Origin of the sequence: Aquihabitans sp. McL0605 (assembly GCF_049993875.1) — a bacterium.
GTDB lineage: Bacteria > Actinomycetota > Acidimicrobiia > Acidimicrobiales > Iamiaceae > Aquihabitans.
Window position 1 is genome coordinate 687,148 of sequence record NZ_CP188252.1, and the last position, 16,781, is coordinate 703,928.

Here is a 16,781-nt window from a genome sequence, read left to right on the forward strand (position 1 = left end):
AGTTGTTCGGCGGGCAGCCTACCGACCCCGGACCACCCTCCATTCCGTGGTCATCCCGTGTACGACGCGCTGCCCTCCACCGGCACCGCTGGCTGCCCCGCGGGAGCCCCTCCGGAGGGGCCCGCCGCACCCGGGGCGGTGGTGCTCGTGGTGGTCGAGCTGGTGGTCGAGCTGGTGGCGGGAGCGACGGCAGGATCGAGGAACGGCGTCGGCAGGACCAGCTCCACGTTGCGGTCGGCCACCGCGCCGGGCTTCGACGCCGGACCGGCGTTGGCGTCGTTCAACCCGAGCTCGCGCGACAGGCCGGCCAGGGCCAGGACGTCTCCGCCCTGCCGGTCGACCGTGGCCGGCGCCAGGTGCTCGATCATCGTGCCGAAGATGGACAGGGTGCCGTCGGCGTTGTCGACGAGCTCGATCACCCGGGCCTGCTGGGGCCAGTCGACGTGGCTGGCCGTGCAGATCTCCCAGAACCCGCTCGCCAGGCCCTGGGGGTGGCGGCGCGGGGTGATGCCGTTCGTGTGGGTGTGGCCGTTCACCCAGGCGACGACGTTCGGGTACCGCACCAGGATCGACACCACCTCGGCGCCGAGCACGCGCCGCTCCTGGGGGTGGGCGGGATCCCGGTCGGTGGCGTCCATCGTGTCGGGCGTGTGGTGGCTGAACACGATCACCAGCTGGTCGTCGCCCCCGCTGCGCACCTCGGTGCCGTCGGGGGCCAGGTGCCGGGCGTGGTGGACGGCGAGGCGCTGCTCGAGCCAGGCGGCCTGCCCGGCGCCGATGGAGCCGCCCGAGCCGTTGGGCCCGCCGGCGTGGTTGGTGGAGTCGAGCGCGATGCCCACCACCCCGGGCGCCAGCGGGAACTCGTAGTAGAGGCGGTCCGCGGTGAGGTCGGCGGCGCCGTAGCCGTGGTGGCCGGTGGGCGAATCGAGGTGGGCCTGGATCCAGTCGTCCACGGTGGCGGTGCGACGCCCGGGATCGGCCGTGACCGTCCGGTACGGGAGGGCCCCGGAGGTGAGGTCGGCGAGCACCGACGGGCTGTCGCCCATGACCCGCAGGATGAACGGGATGGCGTCCTCGCCGGCCTTGAGCCCCGACATCTTGCGGTCGCCGGTGAAGATCTCGTCGATGGCGTCGGAGCGGGCGGCGTTGCCCTGGATGTTGCAGTCGTGGTTGCCGTAGACGGAGAACCACGGCACGTCGAGGCCGGGCGACGAGAACGGGGCGATGGCCCGGGTGAGCAGGCCGGGCACGTCGGGGTAGCCCTGGTTCGCCTTGTAGCTGTCGGCGATGCCGGCGTCGGGGTGCCACCACATCGCCCGCACGTCGACCGCGTCCTGCACGCCCTCGTAGGTGCCGATCGCGCCGCTGTCGGGGGTGACCGCGCCTCCGTCGAGGATGGTCAGGAACCACTCCATCTCGTTGCGCTGCTGGTTGTCGACGTTGTCCCCGGTGCACACCACGCAGTCGAAGGTCCGACCCGTGATCGGCCCGCGACCGAGCTGGTTGACCCGTTCGACCATGGACGTCGCCACCTGGGTGGTGAGCAGCTCCTGCGGCCGGAACGCCGACTGGAACAGCGGGTGGACCGGGTCGAGGAACTCCACCCGCCCGGGGCACTGGGCGTCGATGAGGTGCTGGTCGGTGAAGTGCACGAACGCGGCCAGCACCGTGCGCCGGTCCTCCCGCCCCGGTGAGGGCGCTTGGAGCTCGGCGCGCACGAGGGTCGGTTCGGCCGGTCCTTCGGCGGTGGTCCGGTAGGGCCCGTTGCCGCTGGCCACGATGGTCAACGCCAGGGTGGTCCCGGCGGGATCGATGGCTGCACCCAGCGACCGGCGCTGCGCCTCGGCCCACAGGCGCGGCGTCCAGCCCGCGATCGATGCTGCCGTCGCCGCTCCCGCCGATCCGGCGAGGAACCGCCGGCGCGACATCCCTCGACCCATGCCCCATCCCCCTCGAGCCGTCCCCTGCCCGGAGCACTGCTTATCGGGAACTCGGCCCCGCCGCTACTCGACCGTCACGCCGATCGAGTGGTAGCCGGTGGCCCCGTCGGGCTCGGGCGAGGCCCACTGGGCCGTCTGGGTCTTGCCCGTGCCGTCGGTGGCCCGGACCCGGATCCGGTGATCACCCGAAGGTGCGTCCCAGTCCAGCCACCACTGCACCCAGGTGTCGTCGGAGGCCGTGGGGCCGAGGGTGGCGCGCTGCCACGGGCCGTGATCGACCTGGACCTCGACCCGGTCGATGCCCCGGTGGGGAGCCCATGCCACGCCGGCGATCGCCTGGCGACCGGCGGCGACCGAGCCGCCCGCCGGCACATCGATGCGCGAGCTGGTCTTGATCGGCCCGAGGCGCGACCAGCCGCGGGGGATCCAGTAGCCCTCCTCGTCCCACGTGGTCAGCCGGATCTCCTTGAGCCACTTGGTGGCCGACACGTACCCGTACAGGCCGGGGACGACCAGCCGAGCGGGAAACCCGTGCTCGGCGGGCAGGGTGCGGCCGTTCATGCCGAGGACGAGCATGGCGTCGCGCCCGTCGAGCGCCACCTCGACGGGGAACCCGGCGGTGAACCCGTCCACCGACTCGCCGATCACCTGCTCGGCCTTGGCATCGACACCGGCCTCCTCGAGCAGCTTCGCCAGCGGGATGCCGGTCCAGCGCGCCGTGCCGATCAGGTCGCCACCGACCTCGTTCGACACGCACTGCATGGTGATCGGCACCTCCACGAGCGGTCGAGCGAGGAGCTCGTCGTACGTGAACGTGAGCTCGCGCTGCACCATCCCGCCGATCGTGAGCTTCCAGTTCGCCTCGTTCACCACCGGCGCCCGGAACAGGGTGTCGATCCGGTAGAAGTCCTTGGTGGGCGTCACGTAGGGGCTGATGCCGGTGATCTGCTCGGCGCCCTTGTCGAGCGTGGCGGCCGGGACCCTGACCTTCGGCGTCGCCCGGGGCAGGGCCACGGTGACCCTCGACGCCACCTCGCGCGCCGACGCCTTGATCGAGCGGGCGATGCCCACGCCGAACAGCAGCGCCGCGGCGGCGATGCTGCCGTCGACGACGACCGTGCGGCGGGCCAGGCCCGCGGCGGCGACCGGCGCCTGCTCCTCCCGGTGCTCGGCGGCGAGCCAGCGGCGTGACAGCCCGATCGTGACCCCGACGCCCGCCAGCGCGCCCAGCACGGAGGACAGGATCGAGACCACGGGCGAGGCGAGCGGATCGTCGAGGGAGGTGACGATGCCCAGCGCCGCGAACGCGCCGAAGCCGACGTAGACGGTGAGAGGACGGGTGAGGGCCTGGGTGCCCAGCGCAGCGCCGATCAGCATCGAGATGACGGCGGTGCCGATGAGCAGGGCCGCCTTGTCGTTCGTGCCGAACCACTGGACGGCGATCTCCTTGAGCGACGCCGCGAACGCATCGATGAAGCTGTTGCCCGTGGCCTCGGTGACCGAATCGCCAGTCGAGTCGAGGAGGCTCAGGACCTCGATGACCGCCAGCGCCGTGGCCGCGCCGAGCGCACCGGCGACGGCGCCGCGCCAGCCGATGCCCTCCTGCTCAGGGGCAGGTGCCACCTGTGGGGCTGCGGCGTCGACGCTCATGGCACCACGGTACGGAGCCGTCAGCGCGCCGGACGGGTCACCGAGAGAAGGTTCCGAGATCCGTAAGGGTCGGGCCGGGGTCAGGAGCTGCCCGAGAGCATGATGATCTGCACGGTGAAGGCCACGAGGATGGCCATGCCGCAGAGGAGTGCGGCCAGGATCAGCTTGCGGGTGCTCATGGGCCGCCCAGCGTACCGAGCGGTCGCGGACCGGCCCCAGCCGCCGTGCGACACTTGGACGCCGCCGTCGGCGGTTCGTCCCCTGAAGGAGCCCACCCATGCGAGACGCGCTCGGCGCCCTCGAATCCGTCCTCGTCCTCGGAGGTGGCTCCGACATCGCGGTCGCCACCGTCAAGGAGCTGGCCAAGGAGCGCACCCGCACCGTGGTGCTGGCCGGCCGCGACACGGCGAAGCTGCAGCCGGTCGGCGAAGACCTGCGGGCAGCCGGGGTCACCACGGTCGACCTGGTGACGTTCGACGCCGCCGACACCGCCTCGCACGAGGCGATCATCGACGCCATCTGGGCCGACCACCCCGACCTCGACCTCGTGATCTTGGCGTTCGGCGTGCTCGGCGACCAGGACTCGTTCGACGACGACCCGACCGGCGCCGCCCAGGCCGCCATCGTCAACTACGCCGGCGCCGTGTCCGCCGGCCTCGCGGTGGCCAACCAGCTCAAGACCCAGGGCCACGGCACCCTCGCCGTCATCACTTCGGTGGCCGGCGAGCGCGCCCGCGCCGACAACTTCGTCTACGGCTCCACCAAGGCCGGGCTCGACGCGTTCACCCAGGGCCTGGGCGACCGCCTCCACGGCTCGGGCGCCTCCGTGATGGCCGTCCGCCCCGGCTTCGTGCGCACCTCGATGACCGAGGGCATGGAGGACGGCCCCATGGCCACCACCGCCGAGGCCGTCGCCAAGGACATCGTCTCGGGGCTGCGGCGCGGGGCGCACACGGTGTGGTCGCCGGCCAAGCTGCGCTACGTCTTCGGCGTCCTCAAGGTGCTCCCCCGCCCAGTGTGGCGGAAGCTCGCTGCGCAACGCTGACGCCGTCCGGCAGAATCTCCCCATGACCGATCTCGCTGCTGGTGTGGTTCCCGTCGTCGGAGGTCCCTCGCTCCCGCAGGAGCGTCGGCTGGTGACCGAGATCCCGGGGCCCAAGGCGCTGGCGCTCCACGCCCGCCGCGTGGCCGCGGTGGCATCGGGCATCGGCAGCACGCTGCCCATCGAGGTGGTCGCCGCCGGCGGCGGGGTGCTCGTCGACTCCGACGGCAACTCCCTCATCGACCTCGGCTCGGGCATCGCGGTGGTCAACGTCGGCAACGCCGCGCCCGCCGTCGCCCAGGCGGTGGCCGCCCAGGCCGCCGCCTTCACCCACACCTGCTTCATGATCACGCCCTACGAGGGGTACGTGGCGGTGTGCGAGCACCTCAACCGGCTCACCCCGGGCGACCACGCCAAGAAGTCGGCGCTGTTCAACTCCGGCGCCGAGGCGGTGGAGAACGCGGTGAAGATCGCCCGCCACGCCACCGGCCGCACCGCCATCGTGGTGATGGAGCACGCCTACCACGGCCGCACCAACCTCACGATGGCCCTCACGGCCAAGTCGATGCCCTACAAGGCCGGCTTCGGGCCCTTCGCCCCCGACATCTACCGGGTGCCGATGTCGTACCCGTACCGCTCCGGCGGGGTCGACTCCGGGGCCGAGGCGGCGGCCGCGGCCATCGACCACATCCGCACCGAGATCGGGGCCGACACCGTCGCGGCCGTCCTGGTGGAGCCGATCCAGGGCGAGGGCGGGTTCATCGTCCCGGGCACCGGCTACCTCCCGGCGCTCGTCGAGTTCTGCAACGAGAGCGGGATCCTGTTCATCGCCGACGAGATCCAGACCGGCTTCGGTCGAACGGGCGCCTGGTTCGCGTGCGAGCACGAGGGCATCGTCCCCGACCTCATCACCACGGCCAAGGGCATCGCCGGCGGCCTGCCGCTCGCCGCGGTCACCGGCCGGGCCGACGTCATGGATGCCGTGCACAGCGGCGGCCTGGGCGGCACCTACGGCGGCAACCCGGTCGCCTGCGCGGCGGCGCTGGCCACCATCGACCTGCTCGAGAGCAGCGGCCTCATCGTCCAGGCCCAGCAGCTGGGCGCCGCGATGCGCACCCGCCTCGACGCCATGAAGTCGCGCGACCGGGGCATCGGCGAGGTCCGCGGGCGCGGGATGATGCAGGCCATCGAGCTGGTGAAGCCCGGCACCACCCAGCCCGACCCCGAGCGGGTCCGCGCCGTCCTCGCCATCTGCCACTCGCAGGGCGTCGTCACCCTGTCCGCCGGCACCTACGGCAACGTCATCCGCTTCCTGCCGCCCCTGGTCATCAGCGAGCACCTGCTCCACGAAGGCCTCGACGTCGTCTCCGAAGCCCTCGCTTCCACCCGCTGACCTGAGCCGGTCATCGAGCCGCCTCCGTGTCCGTGACCCGGACCCCCCTTCCTGGTCTGGGCTGACAGCACGACCGAGTACGCCCGCCCTCGTCCTCGCCTGACCGCTCCGGGCGCGTCGAGTCAGGCGGCTTGTCGGAAGGGTGGTGGATCGACGGTGGTGCCGTCGGGTCTGCGGAAGACCAGTCCCGTGGGGCCTCGGGTCATCTCCCAACCACGGTGGACGAGCCGGTGGTGGTGGGGGCAGAGCAGCGCAAGGTTCGAGATGTCGGTCGGGCCGCCGTGGCGCCACCACGAGATGTGGTGGGCGTGGGAGCGGTGGTGGCGGGCGTGGCAACCGGGGAACTCGCACGTGCCACCCGACCGGGCGATCAGGGCCACCAGCATGGCGGCGGTGGCGAGGCGCCGGGCCCGTCCGACGTACAGCGGCTCGCCGTCGTCGTCGGTCACCACCAGCTGGAGGTCGGCCTGCTCCATGAGCTCGCGCAGGGCCGCTTGGCCGATGGGGCCGCCGCCGACGATGCGCGCCGTCCAGGCTTCGCGCTGCTCGGCGGGGATGTCGGCGCGGTCGAAGAGCTCGCCCAGCTTGGCGAGGACGATGAGGAGGGGGCGGGCCTGCCCGCGCCGGGACGACGCGGAACCGTCGGCGATGAGGTCGTCGAGGGCGGCGGCGACGAGCTCCTCCCAGGTGCGGGTGTCTTCGGTGAGCGCGCCGGCGCGGCGCCAGGTCTCGATGCGGGCTTCGATGGCCTCGACCCACATGGCGAGCGACACGGCGGAGAGGTCGATGGTGACCAGGCCCCGGCCGGCGAACCCGGTGACGATCCGCGCCGTGTCGGCTTCTGACGCGTGGTCGGGCGGGCTGTCCGGCTCGTTGCGGCCGAGCTCTTCGAGGGCCCCGTACCGCCAGGCCCTCAGCCAGGCGGACAGCGAGTCGGCCGTGCGCGCCTCGGCTTCGGCCACGAGCTGCGCCTCATCGCGATCGAAGACCTCGGCGACCTCGTCGCGGCGGGCACGGGCCAGCAGGTGCAGGTGCGACAGCGGCACCCGGCCCGCTCGAGCCGCGGCCGACACGTGCGGCATCGCGGCCACGTCGAGCCCGGTGCGCCTCAACGCCGCAGCGGACGAGCGGTGGGCACCCGTCCGGTTCACGACGGCGACCACTGGCGAGGAGCAGCCGTCGGCCGCCCAGTCGAGCGAGGCCTCCCACTGCGGGATGGCGGCCACCACGGCCCCGTCGACCACGGCGGCGAGCTCGGAGCGGGCCTCGATCGCTGCGGTCAGCTCCGGGCCGGTGGCGGTGGCCGGGTCGATCCCGAGGGCGCGGTCGACGAGGTCATGGGCCCGGGCCCGTCGAGCCGCTGTCACCTCGTCGATCCGCCGATCATCGAACATGTGTTCGATCCTAGGTCCACCTCACTGATCACACAACCACCACTTCCAGATCTTTTCAGATCCTTCCATGTCCGATTCTCTCGAAACCGTCAGCGCAAGCCGAGCGCAGACGGCGGGCCACTCAGAGCGCGTTCGCGACGGCGGCCAGGTGGCGGATGTCGGTGCCGCAGCAGCCTCCCAGGACGGTGATGTTCGGGTGGCGCGCGTGCAGATCGGCGAGCTGCGACCCGAACTCGGCCGGCTCGCCGATGTCCAACTCGGTGCTGTCGTCGAGCTCCGCGTGGCTCCTGCGGGAGGCGTTGGCCTTCACCCCGCCGAGGCGCGGCAGCGTGGCACCGTCGGCCGCGAGCGTGCTCGCGAAGTGGTCGGGATGGGCGCAGTTGATCATGAAGTACGCCGCGCCCGCATCGGTCGCCGCGTCGACCTCGGCCATCGCGTCGGCCAGCGCCATGCCGGTGGGAAGCCTCCCGTCGAGCTCGACCGTGAACCCGATCACGGCCGGCACCGCCCGAGCTTGGGCGGCCCGGACCACCCCGATGGCCTCGGCGGTGTTGGTGAGGGTGATCGCGCTGACGATGTCGGCACCGGCGTCGGCCAGCACACCCACCTGCACCCCGTGGTACGCCTCGGCCTCCTCCGGGGTCATCGACCCGAGGTCGACGTACGCGTCGCCCCGCGGCCCGATGCACCCGCTCACGACCACGTCGCCGCTCCCCTCGCTCGAGCGCAGATCGATCAGCAGCTCGACGGCTCGTCGGTTGACGTCGGCCAGCCGGTCCGCGTCGTAGCCGAGGATCTCGCCCCACTCGCTGCTCGCCCGCCAGGTCGGCGACTCGAGCACGAGGCCGAGGCCGGACCCGGCGGCCAGGCGGAGGTAGTCGACGAAGTAGTCCCGGAGGACCGCGGTCTGGGCGGGGTCGTCGAGCAGCGGGAAGCTGGCGAACTCCGGCAGATCGATGCCGCGGAGGAAGATGAGATCCGTCTCCAGGCCGCCATCGGTGAGGAACACCCGGCCGGAGGTGTGGGGCAGGCTCACATCGATCGCCATAACGTGCTCCCAGGGTGGGTCGGTCAGAGGTCCTTGCGGCCCCAAGGGCTGCCGTACTCGGTGAGGAGATCGAGGAACGGGACGCTGTCGAACGCCTCGGGGCCCAGCACGCCGGCGCCGCTCCACGTGCCGTTGGCCACCAGCTCCAAGGCCACCACCGGGTTCACCGCGGTCTGCCAGACGACGGCCTGCGAGCCGTACTCCTCCATGGTCCACTCGTTGTCGACCACGTGGTACAGGTACGTCGACAGCGCGTGGCCGTCCTTGCCGGTGCCGGTGACCCAGGTGCCGGCACAGGTCTTGCCGGTCATCTTGTCGCCGAGCGTGGCGGGGTTCGGGAGGCAGGCCGCCACCACATCTCGGGGCGACACGGAGCCGCCCTTCACCGCCACCGGCGACGTGGAGTCGAGCCCGAGCTTGTGGAGCGTGCGGAGCACCTCGATGAACTCATCGCCCAGGCCGTACTTGAACGTGGAGCGCTTGCACGTGACCCAGCGCGGGATGAGGAGCACCTCCTCGTGCTCGACGTTGACGCACTCGACCGGTCCGATGCCCTCGGGGAAGTCGAACACCTCGGCGCCGCTGAAGGGCTCGGTGGTGTACCAGCCGCGGTCGGCCTCCCAGATCACCGGCGGGTTGAGGCACTCCTCAATGGTGGTCCAGATGCTGAACGTGGGGGCGAAGTCGTAGCCGGCGACCACCAGGTTGGCGCCGTCGCGCACACCCACCTCGTCGATGTCGTCGAACAGCACGTCGGCGGCGTAGCGGGCGAACACATCGGAGAGGCCGGGCTCGACGCCCATGCCCACCAGGGCGAGGCGGCCGGCCGCCTCCCAGTCGGCGGCCTGGGCGAACTGCTCGTCGCCGAGCTTCACGCCCGTCTCCGAGTAGGGGTGGTCGGGGTGCGGCTGCGACAGCGACATCGCCATGTCCATGTAGTCGGCGCCCGCCGCGAGGGCGGCGTCGAACAGGGGCATCACGAAGCGGGGGTCGGCGGCGTTCATGAGCACCGTGCAGGCTTCGCCCCGCAGCACCGCCTCGACGGCGGTGGCGTCGGACGCGTCGAGCGCGATGCCCTTGGCCCGAGGGCCGAACGCGGAGGCCGCTTCGGCGGCGCGGCCAGCGTCGATGTCGGCGACCACCAGGGCCTCGACGAAGTCGCGGCGAGCCGCGATCTTGGCGAACGCCGACCCCACACCCCCTGCCCCCACCAGCAGGATCTTCATCAGAACGCCGACATGACGTGCTTGATGCGGGTGTAGTCCTCGAAGCCGTACATGGACAGGTCCTTGCCGGTGCCGGAGTGCTTGAAGCCGCCGTGGGGCATCTCGGCCACCAGCGGGATGTGGGTGTTGATCCACACGCAGCCGAAGTCGAGCCGGCGCGACACCCGCAGCGCCCGGGCGTGGTCGGTGGTGAACACGCTCGAGGCCAGGCCGTACTCGACGCCGTTGGCGAAGCGCAGGGCCTCGTCCTCGTCGGTGAAGCGCTGGACGGTGATCACCGGGCCGAAGATCTCGCTCTGGATCAGCTCGTCGTCCTGCTGGAGGCCGCTGACCACCGTGGGGGCGTAGAAGTAGCCCTTGTCGCCCACCTGGGAGCCGCCGGCCAGCAGCTCGGCGTGGCCCGGGGCCCGGCCCACGATCCCGCTCACCCGCTCGAGCTGGTTGGCGTTGTTGAGCGGTCCGTAGTCGGCCTCGGGGTTCGACGGCGGCCCCGTCGTCTGGGCGGCGGCCTGGGCGGCCAGGGCAGCGGCCAGCTCGTCGTGGATGCCGGCCGACGCGATGACGCGGGTGGCGGCGGTGCAGTCCTGGCCGGCGTTGAAGTACCCGGCGATGGCGATGGCCTCGGCCGCGGCCTCCACGTCGGCATCGTCGAACACCAGCACCGGGGCCTTGCCGCCCAGCTCGAGGTGCACGTTCTTGAGATCGTCGGCGGCGCTGCGCATCACCTCCATGCCGGCGCGCACCGAGCCGGTGATCGACACCATCTGCGGGATCTTGTGCGAGATGAGCGCGGCACCCGTGGTGCGGTCGCCGCAGATCACGTTGAGGACGCCCTCGGGAAGCACCTCGGCCGCCAGCTCGGCGAGCTTGAGGGTGGAGACCGGGGTGGTGTCGGACGGCTTCAGCACGACCGTGTTGCCGGCGGCCAGGGCCGGGGCGATCTTCCAGATCGCCATCATCATCGGGTAGTTCCACGGGGTGACCTGCGCGCACACGCCGATGGGCTCCCGACGGATCCACGAGGTGTGGCCGGCCATGTACTCACCAGCCGACGCGCCGTTGAGCACGCGGGCCGCCCCCGCGAAGAAGCGGATCTGGTCGACCATCGGAGGGATCTCCTCGGATGAGGTGAGCCCCAGGGGCTTGCCGGTGTTCTCGGACTCGAGTGCCACCAGCTCGTCGGCGTGGGCCTCGACCAGGTCGGCGAACTTGAGCAGCGCCAGCTGCCGCTCTCCGGGGGTGGTGTCCCTCCACGACTCGAACGCGGCCGCGGCGGTGGTGCACGCGGCGTCGACATCGGCGGCACCGGAGCGCGGGGAGGTGGCGAACACCTCGCCCGTGGAGGGATCGACGAGATCGATCGTGGCGCCGTCGGCAGCGTCGGACGCCGCGCCTCCGACCAGGTTGCGCAGTGCTCGAGGGGACACGTCTACCTCCATGGGGCCGAGGAGCCGGACTGTACCCCTGCCCCGCTCCCGAAGCAGCCGGGTCCACGGTGTTACCGTTTGCCCCCGATCAGCGGCCAGGGGAGCCTGATGACCATGAGTGAATCCGCAACGACCACGACCACGCGCGTGGTGGTCGTCGGGCAGGGCTACGTCGGCCTGCCCCTCGCCGTCCGTGCCGCTGAGCAGGGCTACGACGTGGTCGGGTACGACCTCGACAAGGCGCGGATCGACATGTTGGCGACCGGGGTCTCCTTCATCGAGGACATCCCCGATGCCCGGCTCCAAGGCGTGCTCGCCTCGGGGCGCTTCCACCCGAGCGCCGACGCCTCCGACCTGGCGGGCTTCGACATCGCCGTGATCTCCGTGCCCACCCCGCTGCGCAACGGCTCGCCCGACCTGGGCTACATCGAGGCATCGGCCGCGGAGCTGGGCGCCTACCTGACCGCCGGCGCCTGCGTGATCCTGGAGTCGACCACGTACCCGGGCACCACCGAGGAGCTGATGCTCCCCATCCTCGAGCAGGCCAGCGGGCTCACCGCCGGCGTCGACTTCCAGGCCGGCTACTCGCCCGAGCGGATCGACCCCGGCAACGCCACGTTCACGCTGGAGACCACGCCCAAGGTCGTGTCGGGCATCGACGCCGCCAGCCTGGCCCGGGTGCAGGGCTTCTACGACGACATCGTCGTGCGCACCGTGCCCGTGCGGTCGCCCAAGGAGGCCGAGCTCACCAAGCTCCTGGAGAACACCTTCCGGCACGTCAACATCGCCCTGGTCAACGAGCTCGCCATGTTCGCCCGGGATCTGGGGATCGATGTCTGGGAGGCCATCGACGCCGCCGAGACCAAGCCGTTCGGGTTCATGCCGTTCCGCCCCGGTCCGGGCGTCGGCGGCCACTGCCTCCCCATCGACCCGTCGTACCTGTCGTGGCGCGTGAAGCAGTCGCTCGGCCAGACCTTCCGGTTCGTCGAGCTGGCCAACGACGTCAACGAGCACATGCCCGACTACGTCATCCGGCGCCTGGTCGCGGCCCTGAACGACCGGGAGCTGTCGGTCAAGGGCCGGCGCGTCCTCGTCCTGGGTCTGGCGTACAAGCGGAACACCGGCGACGATCGCGAGTCGCCCAGCACCCGAGTGGTCGAGCTCCTGTCGGAGCTCCAGGCCGACCTCGCGGTCTGCGATCCCCACGTCGATCCGGCCCGCAGCCACGCGGCCGGCACCGCCGAGCACGTCGAGCTCACCGAGGCGGAGATCGCCCGGGCCGACGCCGTGGTCGTGCTCGTCGACCACGATGCGTTCGACCTCGAGATGGTGGCTGCGAACGCTTCGTACGTGCTCGACACCCGGCGGTGCATGACCGGCCCCACGGTCGAGCACCTGTGACGACCTGGCCCTTTCCGGGCCAGGTCCTCTCCTAAGATCGCCCGATGCCCGACCAGCAGATGACCTCGGAGGCGCGCCCGTTCGGGCGGGCGCTCCTCGTCGAGGCCCGACCCAAGCAATGGGTCAAGAACCTGCTGGTCTTCGCGGCACCCGCCGCGGCCGGGGTGATCGATGAGCCGAAGGCGCTGGCCCAGACGCTCGCCGCGTTCGCGTGCTTCTGCCTGGCCGCCTCCGGCACCTACTACCTCAACGATGCCGCCGACATCGACGCCGACCGGCTCCACCCCACCAAGCGGTTCCGCCCGATCGCCGCCGGCGAGATCCCGCTGGGGACGGCCCGGGCCATCGGCGTCGCCGCCATCATCGCCTCGGTGCTGGCTGCGCTCCTGGTCAACTGGCACCTCGCCGTGGTGATCAGCGCCTACGTCGCCATCACCACCACCTACAGCCTCTGGATGAAGCACGTGGCGGTGCTCGACATCGTCGGGGTCGCGGCGGGGTTCGTGCTGCGGGCCATCGCGGGAGCCGCCGCCGTCGACGTCCCCATCTCCGACTGGTTCTTCATCGTCGCCTCGTTCGGATCGCTCTTCATGGTGGTCGGGAAGCGGCGGGCCGAAGCCGACGAGATGGGCGACGAGGCCGCCGAGTTCCGCCCCACGCTCGGCGTCTACCCCAAGCAGTACCTCGCCCAGCTGCAGACCGTCTGCACCAGCGTGATGCTCGTCGGCTACTGCCTGTGGGCGTTCGAGAAGGCCGGGGTGTCCGACGCCAGCGTGCCGTGGTTCGAGCTGTCCATCGTGCCGTTCGCCCTGGCGGTGCTGCGCTACTCGCTCCTGCTCGACACGGGCCAGGGGGGCGCACCCGAGGACGTGGTGCTCGGCGACCGTCCCCTGCTCGCCATGGGTGCCGTCTGGCTCCTGGTCTTCGCCCTGGGCGTCTACACGACATGAAGCGCGAACGGCGCTCGCTCGCAGGCTGGGCCAACACCGCCCACACCACCTCCCAGGTCGAGGTTCCCGTCGACGTCGACGAGCTGGCGGCCAGCCTCGAGCTCGACGCACCGCGCGGCCTCATCGCCCGAGGGCTCGGCCGCTCCTACGGCGACCCCGCCCAGAACGCGGGCGGCCTGGTCGTCGACACCACCCACGTGGCCGGCATCCGAGACCTCGACCTGGCCCACGGCGTGGTGACCGCCGACGCCGGCACCAGCCTCGATGCGCTGATGCGGTGGCTCGTCCCCCTGGGGTGGTTCGTGCCGGTCACGCCCGGCACGCGCCAGGTCACGATCGGCGGGGCCATCGCCTCCGACATCCACGGCAAGAACCACCACACCTCCGGGTCGTGGTGCGACGCCGTCGAGGCCATCACCATCGTCACACCGGCCGACGGACGGCTCCGGATCACGCCCGAGTCCCACGCTGACCTGTTCTGGGCCACCGCCGGCGGCATGGGGCTCACCGGCATCATCCTCGACGCCACGTTCCGGCTGAGCCGCATCGAGACCAGCCTCCTGACGGTCGACACCGACCGCACCCCAGACCTCGACACCACCCTCGACCTCATGATCAGCGGCGACGACGACTACCACTACTCCGTCGCGTGGATCGATCTCATGGCCAAGGGCGGCGCCATGGGGCGCTCCATCCTCGGCCGGGGCCGGTTCGCAGCACTCGACCAGCTGTCGGCCAAGCAGCAGCGCGACCCGCTCGCGTTCCGGTCGTCGACGCGGGCGACGGCACCCTCGCTGGTCCCTCCCCACCTGATCAACCCGGTCACGGTCCGGGCCTTCAACGAGGTCTGGTACCGCAAGGCCCCCGTTCGCCGCCGCGACGAGCTCCAGAGCATCAGCCAGTTCTTCCACCCCCTCGACGCGGTCGACAGCTGGAACCGGCTGTACGGGGCCGACGGCCTGCTCCAGTGGCAGTTCGTGATCCCGATCGATGCCACCGAGGAACTGCGCTCGATCATCGGTGAGCTGACCCGGTCGGGTTGCCCGTCGTTCCTGGCCGTGCTGAAGCGGATGGGTCCGGCCAACCCCGGACCGCTGTCGTTCCCGATCGAGGGCTGGACCCTCGCCTTCGACGTGCCCGCCGTGGGTGGGAGCCACCTCGGCCCCCTGCTCGACCGCCTCGACGAGCAGGTGGCGGCGGCCGGCGGCCGCATCTACCTGGCGAAGGACAGCCGCCTCCGCCCCGAGCTCCTCCCCGCGATGTACCCCCGGCTCGACGAGTGGCGGGCCGTGCGCCACCGCGCCGATCCGCAGCAGCGGCTCCGCAGCGACCTCGCCCGGCGCCTGCACCTCACCTGAAGGCGGGGCCGGCCGGCGGGATCAGCTCGCGGCCGACCGGATGTCGACGAAGTCGACGGCGTCGCGCAGCATGGCGAGCGTCTCGGCATCAGAGGCCCGCGCCCGGGGCACCGGCAGCTGCTTGGTCGACAGCGGAGGGACCGCCACGTGCGAGATGCGGTGGTGGATCGGCGACGATCCGAGCTCCTCGGCACCGAAGAGGACCTCGTGGAGCTTCTCGCCCGGCCGGAGCCCCGTGTAGACGATCTCGATGGGGCGGTCGGACTCGGCGATGAGCCGCTTGGCCACATCGTCGATCTTCACCGGATCGCCCATGTCGAGGACGAGCGCCTCGGCGTCGCGGCCGACCGCGCCCGCCTGGATGACCAGCTGGACGGCCTCTTCGACGGTCATGAAGTACCGGGTGACCTCGGGGTCGGTGACGGTGACGGGGCCTCCGTCCTCGATCTGCTTGGCGAAGGCGGTCAGGACCGAGCCCCGGCTGCCGAGCACGTTGCCGAACCGGACGCTCAGGTACACGCCGTCGCCTCGGCTGGCCGCGGCGGCGGTGAGCCGCTCGGCCAGGCGCTTCGAGTAGCCCAGCACGCTGCACGGATCGGCGGCCTTGTCGGTGGAGATGTTCACGAACCGCTCGACCCCGGTGGCCAGCGCGGCATCGACCAGCACCTGGGTGCCCCACACGTTGGTCTTGAGCGCCTCGGCCGGGTGCATCTCCAGCAGCGGCAGGTGCTTGAGGGCGGCGGCGTGGAACACCACCTCGGGTCGGTGCTCCTCGAAGATCTGGGTGACCCGGTCGGCATCGCGGATGTCGCAGACGACCAGGTTGCGGCTGTCCAGCAGCGCCCGGCCCTCGATCGACAGCTGCACCGAGTGCAGCGCCGACTCGTCGCGGTCGAGCAGGACCAGGCTGGCCGGCGCGAACCGGTACAGCTGGCGGGAGAGCTCCGACCCGATGGAGCCGCCGGCGCCGGTGACGAGCACGCGCTTGCCCGTGACGTAGCTGGCGATGGCCTCGATGTCGGTGTCGACCTCGTGGCGGCCCAAGAGGTCGGCGTGGGTGACGGGCCGGATGTCGGAGGTGCCGAGCTCGGCCCCGTAGAGCTCGCTGGCGGACGGCAGCACCAGGAGCCGCAGGCCGTGCTCCCGGGCCAGGTCGGCGTAGACCCGGATCAGCGCCGAATCGGCGGTCGGGATGGCCAGCAGGGCCAGGTGGGCATCGTGGCGGGCCGCCGTGCTGCCGAGGTCGGACCGGGTGCCGGTCACGGGCACGTTGCGGATGCGGAGGTTGCGCTTGGTGGGATCGTCGTCGATCAGGGCCACGGGCAGGTATCGCCCGGAAGGGTTGCGCACCATGGCGTTGATGATCTGCTGACCACCTTCGCCCGCGCCGATGACCACCACGCGCTCGAGGCCCTCGCTCCGCGGGCGCAGCCGCCGGTCGTAGAAGAGGCGCCACACGTACCGGACGCCGGCGCTGAACGCCAGCATGATGGTGCTGGCGATCAGGGGCACCGAAAGCGGGATGGAGCGACCGTGCGGGCCCCTCGGCAGCACCAGCGCGGCGAGCACGAGGATGGAGGTGGCGAGGACGATCGTCGACACCAGCGCCGACACCTCCTCGAACGAGCCGAACGCCCACCGGCCCGAGTAGAGGCCGCGCGAGCCCCCCAACACCCCGAAGACGAGCGCGGAGAAGCCGGCGAACAGGAGCACCGTGGCGAACTCGCGCTGCGGGATGTCGAACTCGTAGCGGAGGGCGGTGGCGATGATCATCGCCACCGCGACGGCAGCAAGGTCGGCAATGACCTGCAAGCGCCTTCTCGTGTTACTGCTCGCAGGCTGCAGGAGCAGTTCCCGCACGCCGTTGTTCATGACCGTCAAGAACCCTCCCCCCGAGGCGCCGATTGTCATGGGTCGACAACAACGACACTACTGTCATCGACTCGCACTCG

General features: G+C 71.5%; 12 protein-coding genes. 5 read left to right on the forward strand and 7 right to left on the reverse strand.

Annotated elements, in window-relative coordinates; all coding sequences use genetic code 11:
• Nucleotides 1-50: 50 nt before the first annotated feature.
• Together ACPPVX_RS03100 and ACPPVX_RS03105 are read right to left on the reverse strand one after the other, a co-directional pair.
• A complete protein-coding gene (locus tag ACPPVX_RS03100; protein WP_426573423.1) occupies nucleotides 51-1,940 on the reverse strand; it encodes a TIGR03767 family metallophosphoesterase in 1,890 nt (629 codons plus the stop codon).
• Nucleotides 1,941-2,003: 63 nt separating this feature from the next.
• A complete protein-coding gene (locus tag ACPPVX_RS03105) occupies nucleotides 2,004-3,590 on the reverse strand; it encodes a sulfite oxidase (protein WP_426573424.1) in 1,587 nt (528 codons plus the stop codon).
• Between the two features lie 277 nt (nucleotides 3,591-3,867).
• On the opposite strand from ACPPVX_RS03105, the gene ACPPVX_RS03110 reads away from it, so the two are divergent.
• Both ACPPVX_RS03110 and gabT read left to right on the forward strand, forming a co-directional pair.
• Entirely contained in the window at nucleotides 3,868-4,635 is a 768-nt protein-coding gene (locus ACPPVX_RS03110) for an SDR family NAD(P)-dependent oxidoreductase (protein ID WP_426573425.1), read from the forward strand.
• 22 nt (nucleotides 4,636-4,657) lie between these two features.
• Complete coding sequence (gene gabT, locus ACPPVX_RS03115) at nucleotides 4,658-6,025, forward strand: 4-aminobutyrate--2-oxoglutarate transaminase (protein WP_426573426.1); 1,368 nt, start codon at nucleotides 4,658-4,660, stop codon at nucleotides 6,023-6,025.
• 122 nt (nucleotides 6,026-6,147) lie between these two features.
• Here the strand turns inward: gabT and ACPPVX_RS03120 are convergent, their stop codons facing one another.
• From ACPPVX_RS03120 to ACPPVX_RS03135, 4 genes are all read right to left on the reverse strand, one after another.
• Nucleotides 6,148-7,419 carry an HNH endonuclease gene (locus tag ACPPVX_RS03120; protein ID WP_426573427.1) on the reverse strand — a complete coding sequence of 424 codons (1,272 nt, stop codon included), beginning with the start codon at nucleotides 7,417-7,419 and terminating at the stop codon, nucleotides 6,148-6,150.
• A gap of 121 nt (nucleotides 7,420-7,540) precedes the next feature.
• The gene (locus tag ACPPVX_RS03125) at nucleotides 7,541-8,467 is read right to left on the reverse strand and encodes a homocysteine S-methyltransferase family protein (protein ID WP_426573428.1); all 927 of its coding nucleotides are present in this window, start codon (nucleotides 8,465-8,467) and stop codon (nucleotides 7,541-7,543) included.
• A 23-nt stretch (nucleotides 8,468-8,490) separates the two neighbouring features.
• Complete coding sequence (locus ACPPVX_RS03130; protein WP_426573429.1) at nucleotides 8,491-9,693, reverse strand: saccharopine dehydrogenase C-terminal domain-containing protein; 1,203 nt, start codon at nucleotides 9,691-9,693, stop codon at nucleotides 8,491-8,493.
• A complete protein-coding gene (locus ACPPVX_RS03135) occupies nucleotides 9,693-11,120 on the reverse strand; it encodes a gamma-aminobutyraldehyde dehydrogenase (protein ID WP_426573430.1) in 1,428 nt (475 codons plus the stop codon). Before ACPPVX_RS03135 ends, ACPPVX_RS03130 begins: the two co-directional genes overlap by 1 nt.
• 114 nt (nucleotides 11,121-11,234) lie before the next feature.
• Here ACPPVX_RS03135 and ACPPVX_RS03140 point away from each other — a divergent pair, with 114 nt between their 5' ends.
• From ACPPVX_RS03140 to ACPPVX_RS03150, 3 genes are read left to right on the forward strand one after another with little or no spacing between them, the layout of a single operon-like run.
• Complete coding sequence (locus tag ACPPVX_RS03140) at nucleotides 11,235-12,521, forward strand: nucleotide sugar dehydrogenase (protein ID WP_426573431.1); 1,287 nt, start codon at nucleotides 11,235-11,237, stop codon at nucleotides 12,519-12,521.
• A 44-nt stretch (nucleotides 12,522-12,565) separates the two neighbouring features.
• Nucleotides 12,566-13,471 carry a decaprenyl-phosphate phosphoribosyltransferase gene (locus tag ACPPVX_RS03145; RefSeq protein ID WP_426573432.1) on the forward strand — a complete coding sequence of 302 codons (906 nt, stop codon included), beginning with the start codon at nucleotides 12,566-12,568 and terminating at the stop codon, nucleotides 13,469-13,471.
• Nucleotides 13,468-14,829 carry an FAD-binding protein gene (locus ACPPVX_RS03150; protein WP_426573433.1) on the forward strand — a complete coding sequence of 454 codons (1,362 nt, stop codon included), beginning with the start codon at nucleotides 13,468-13,470 and terminating at the stop codon, nucleotides 14,827-14,829. Before ACPPVX_RS03145 ends, ACPPVX_RS03150 begins: the two co-directional genes overlap by 4 nt.
• Before the next feature lie 21 nt (nucleotides 14,830-14,850).
• On the opposite strand, the gene ACPPVX_RS03155 is transcribed toward ACPPVX_RS03150, so the two are convergent.
• Nucleotides 14,851-16,641 carry a polysaccharide biosynthesis protein gene (locus ACPPVX_RS03155; RefSeq protein WP_426573434.1) on the reverse strand — a complete coding sequence of 597 codons (1,791 nt, stop codon included), beginning with the start codon at nucleotides 16,639-16,641 and terminating at the stop codon, nucleotides 14,851-14,853.
• Nucleotides 16,642-16,781: the final 140 nt, after the last annotated feature.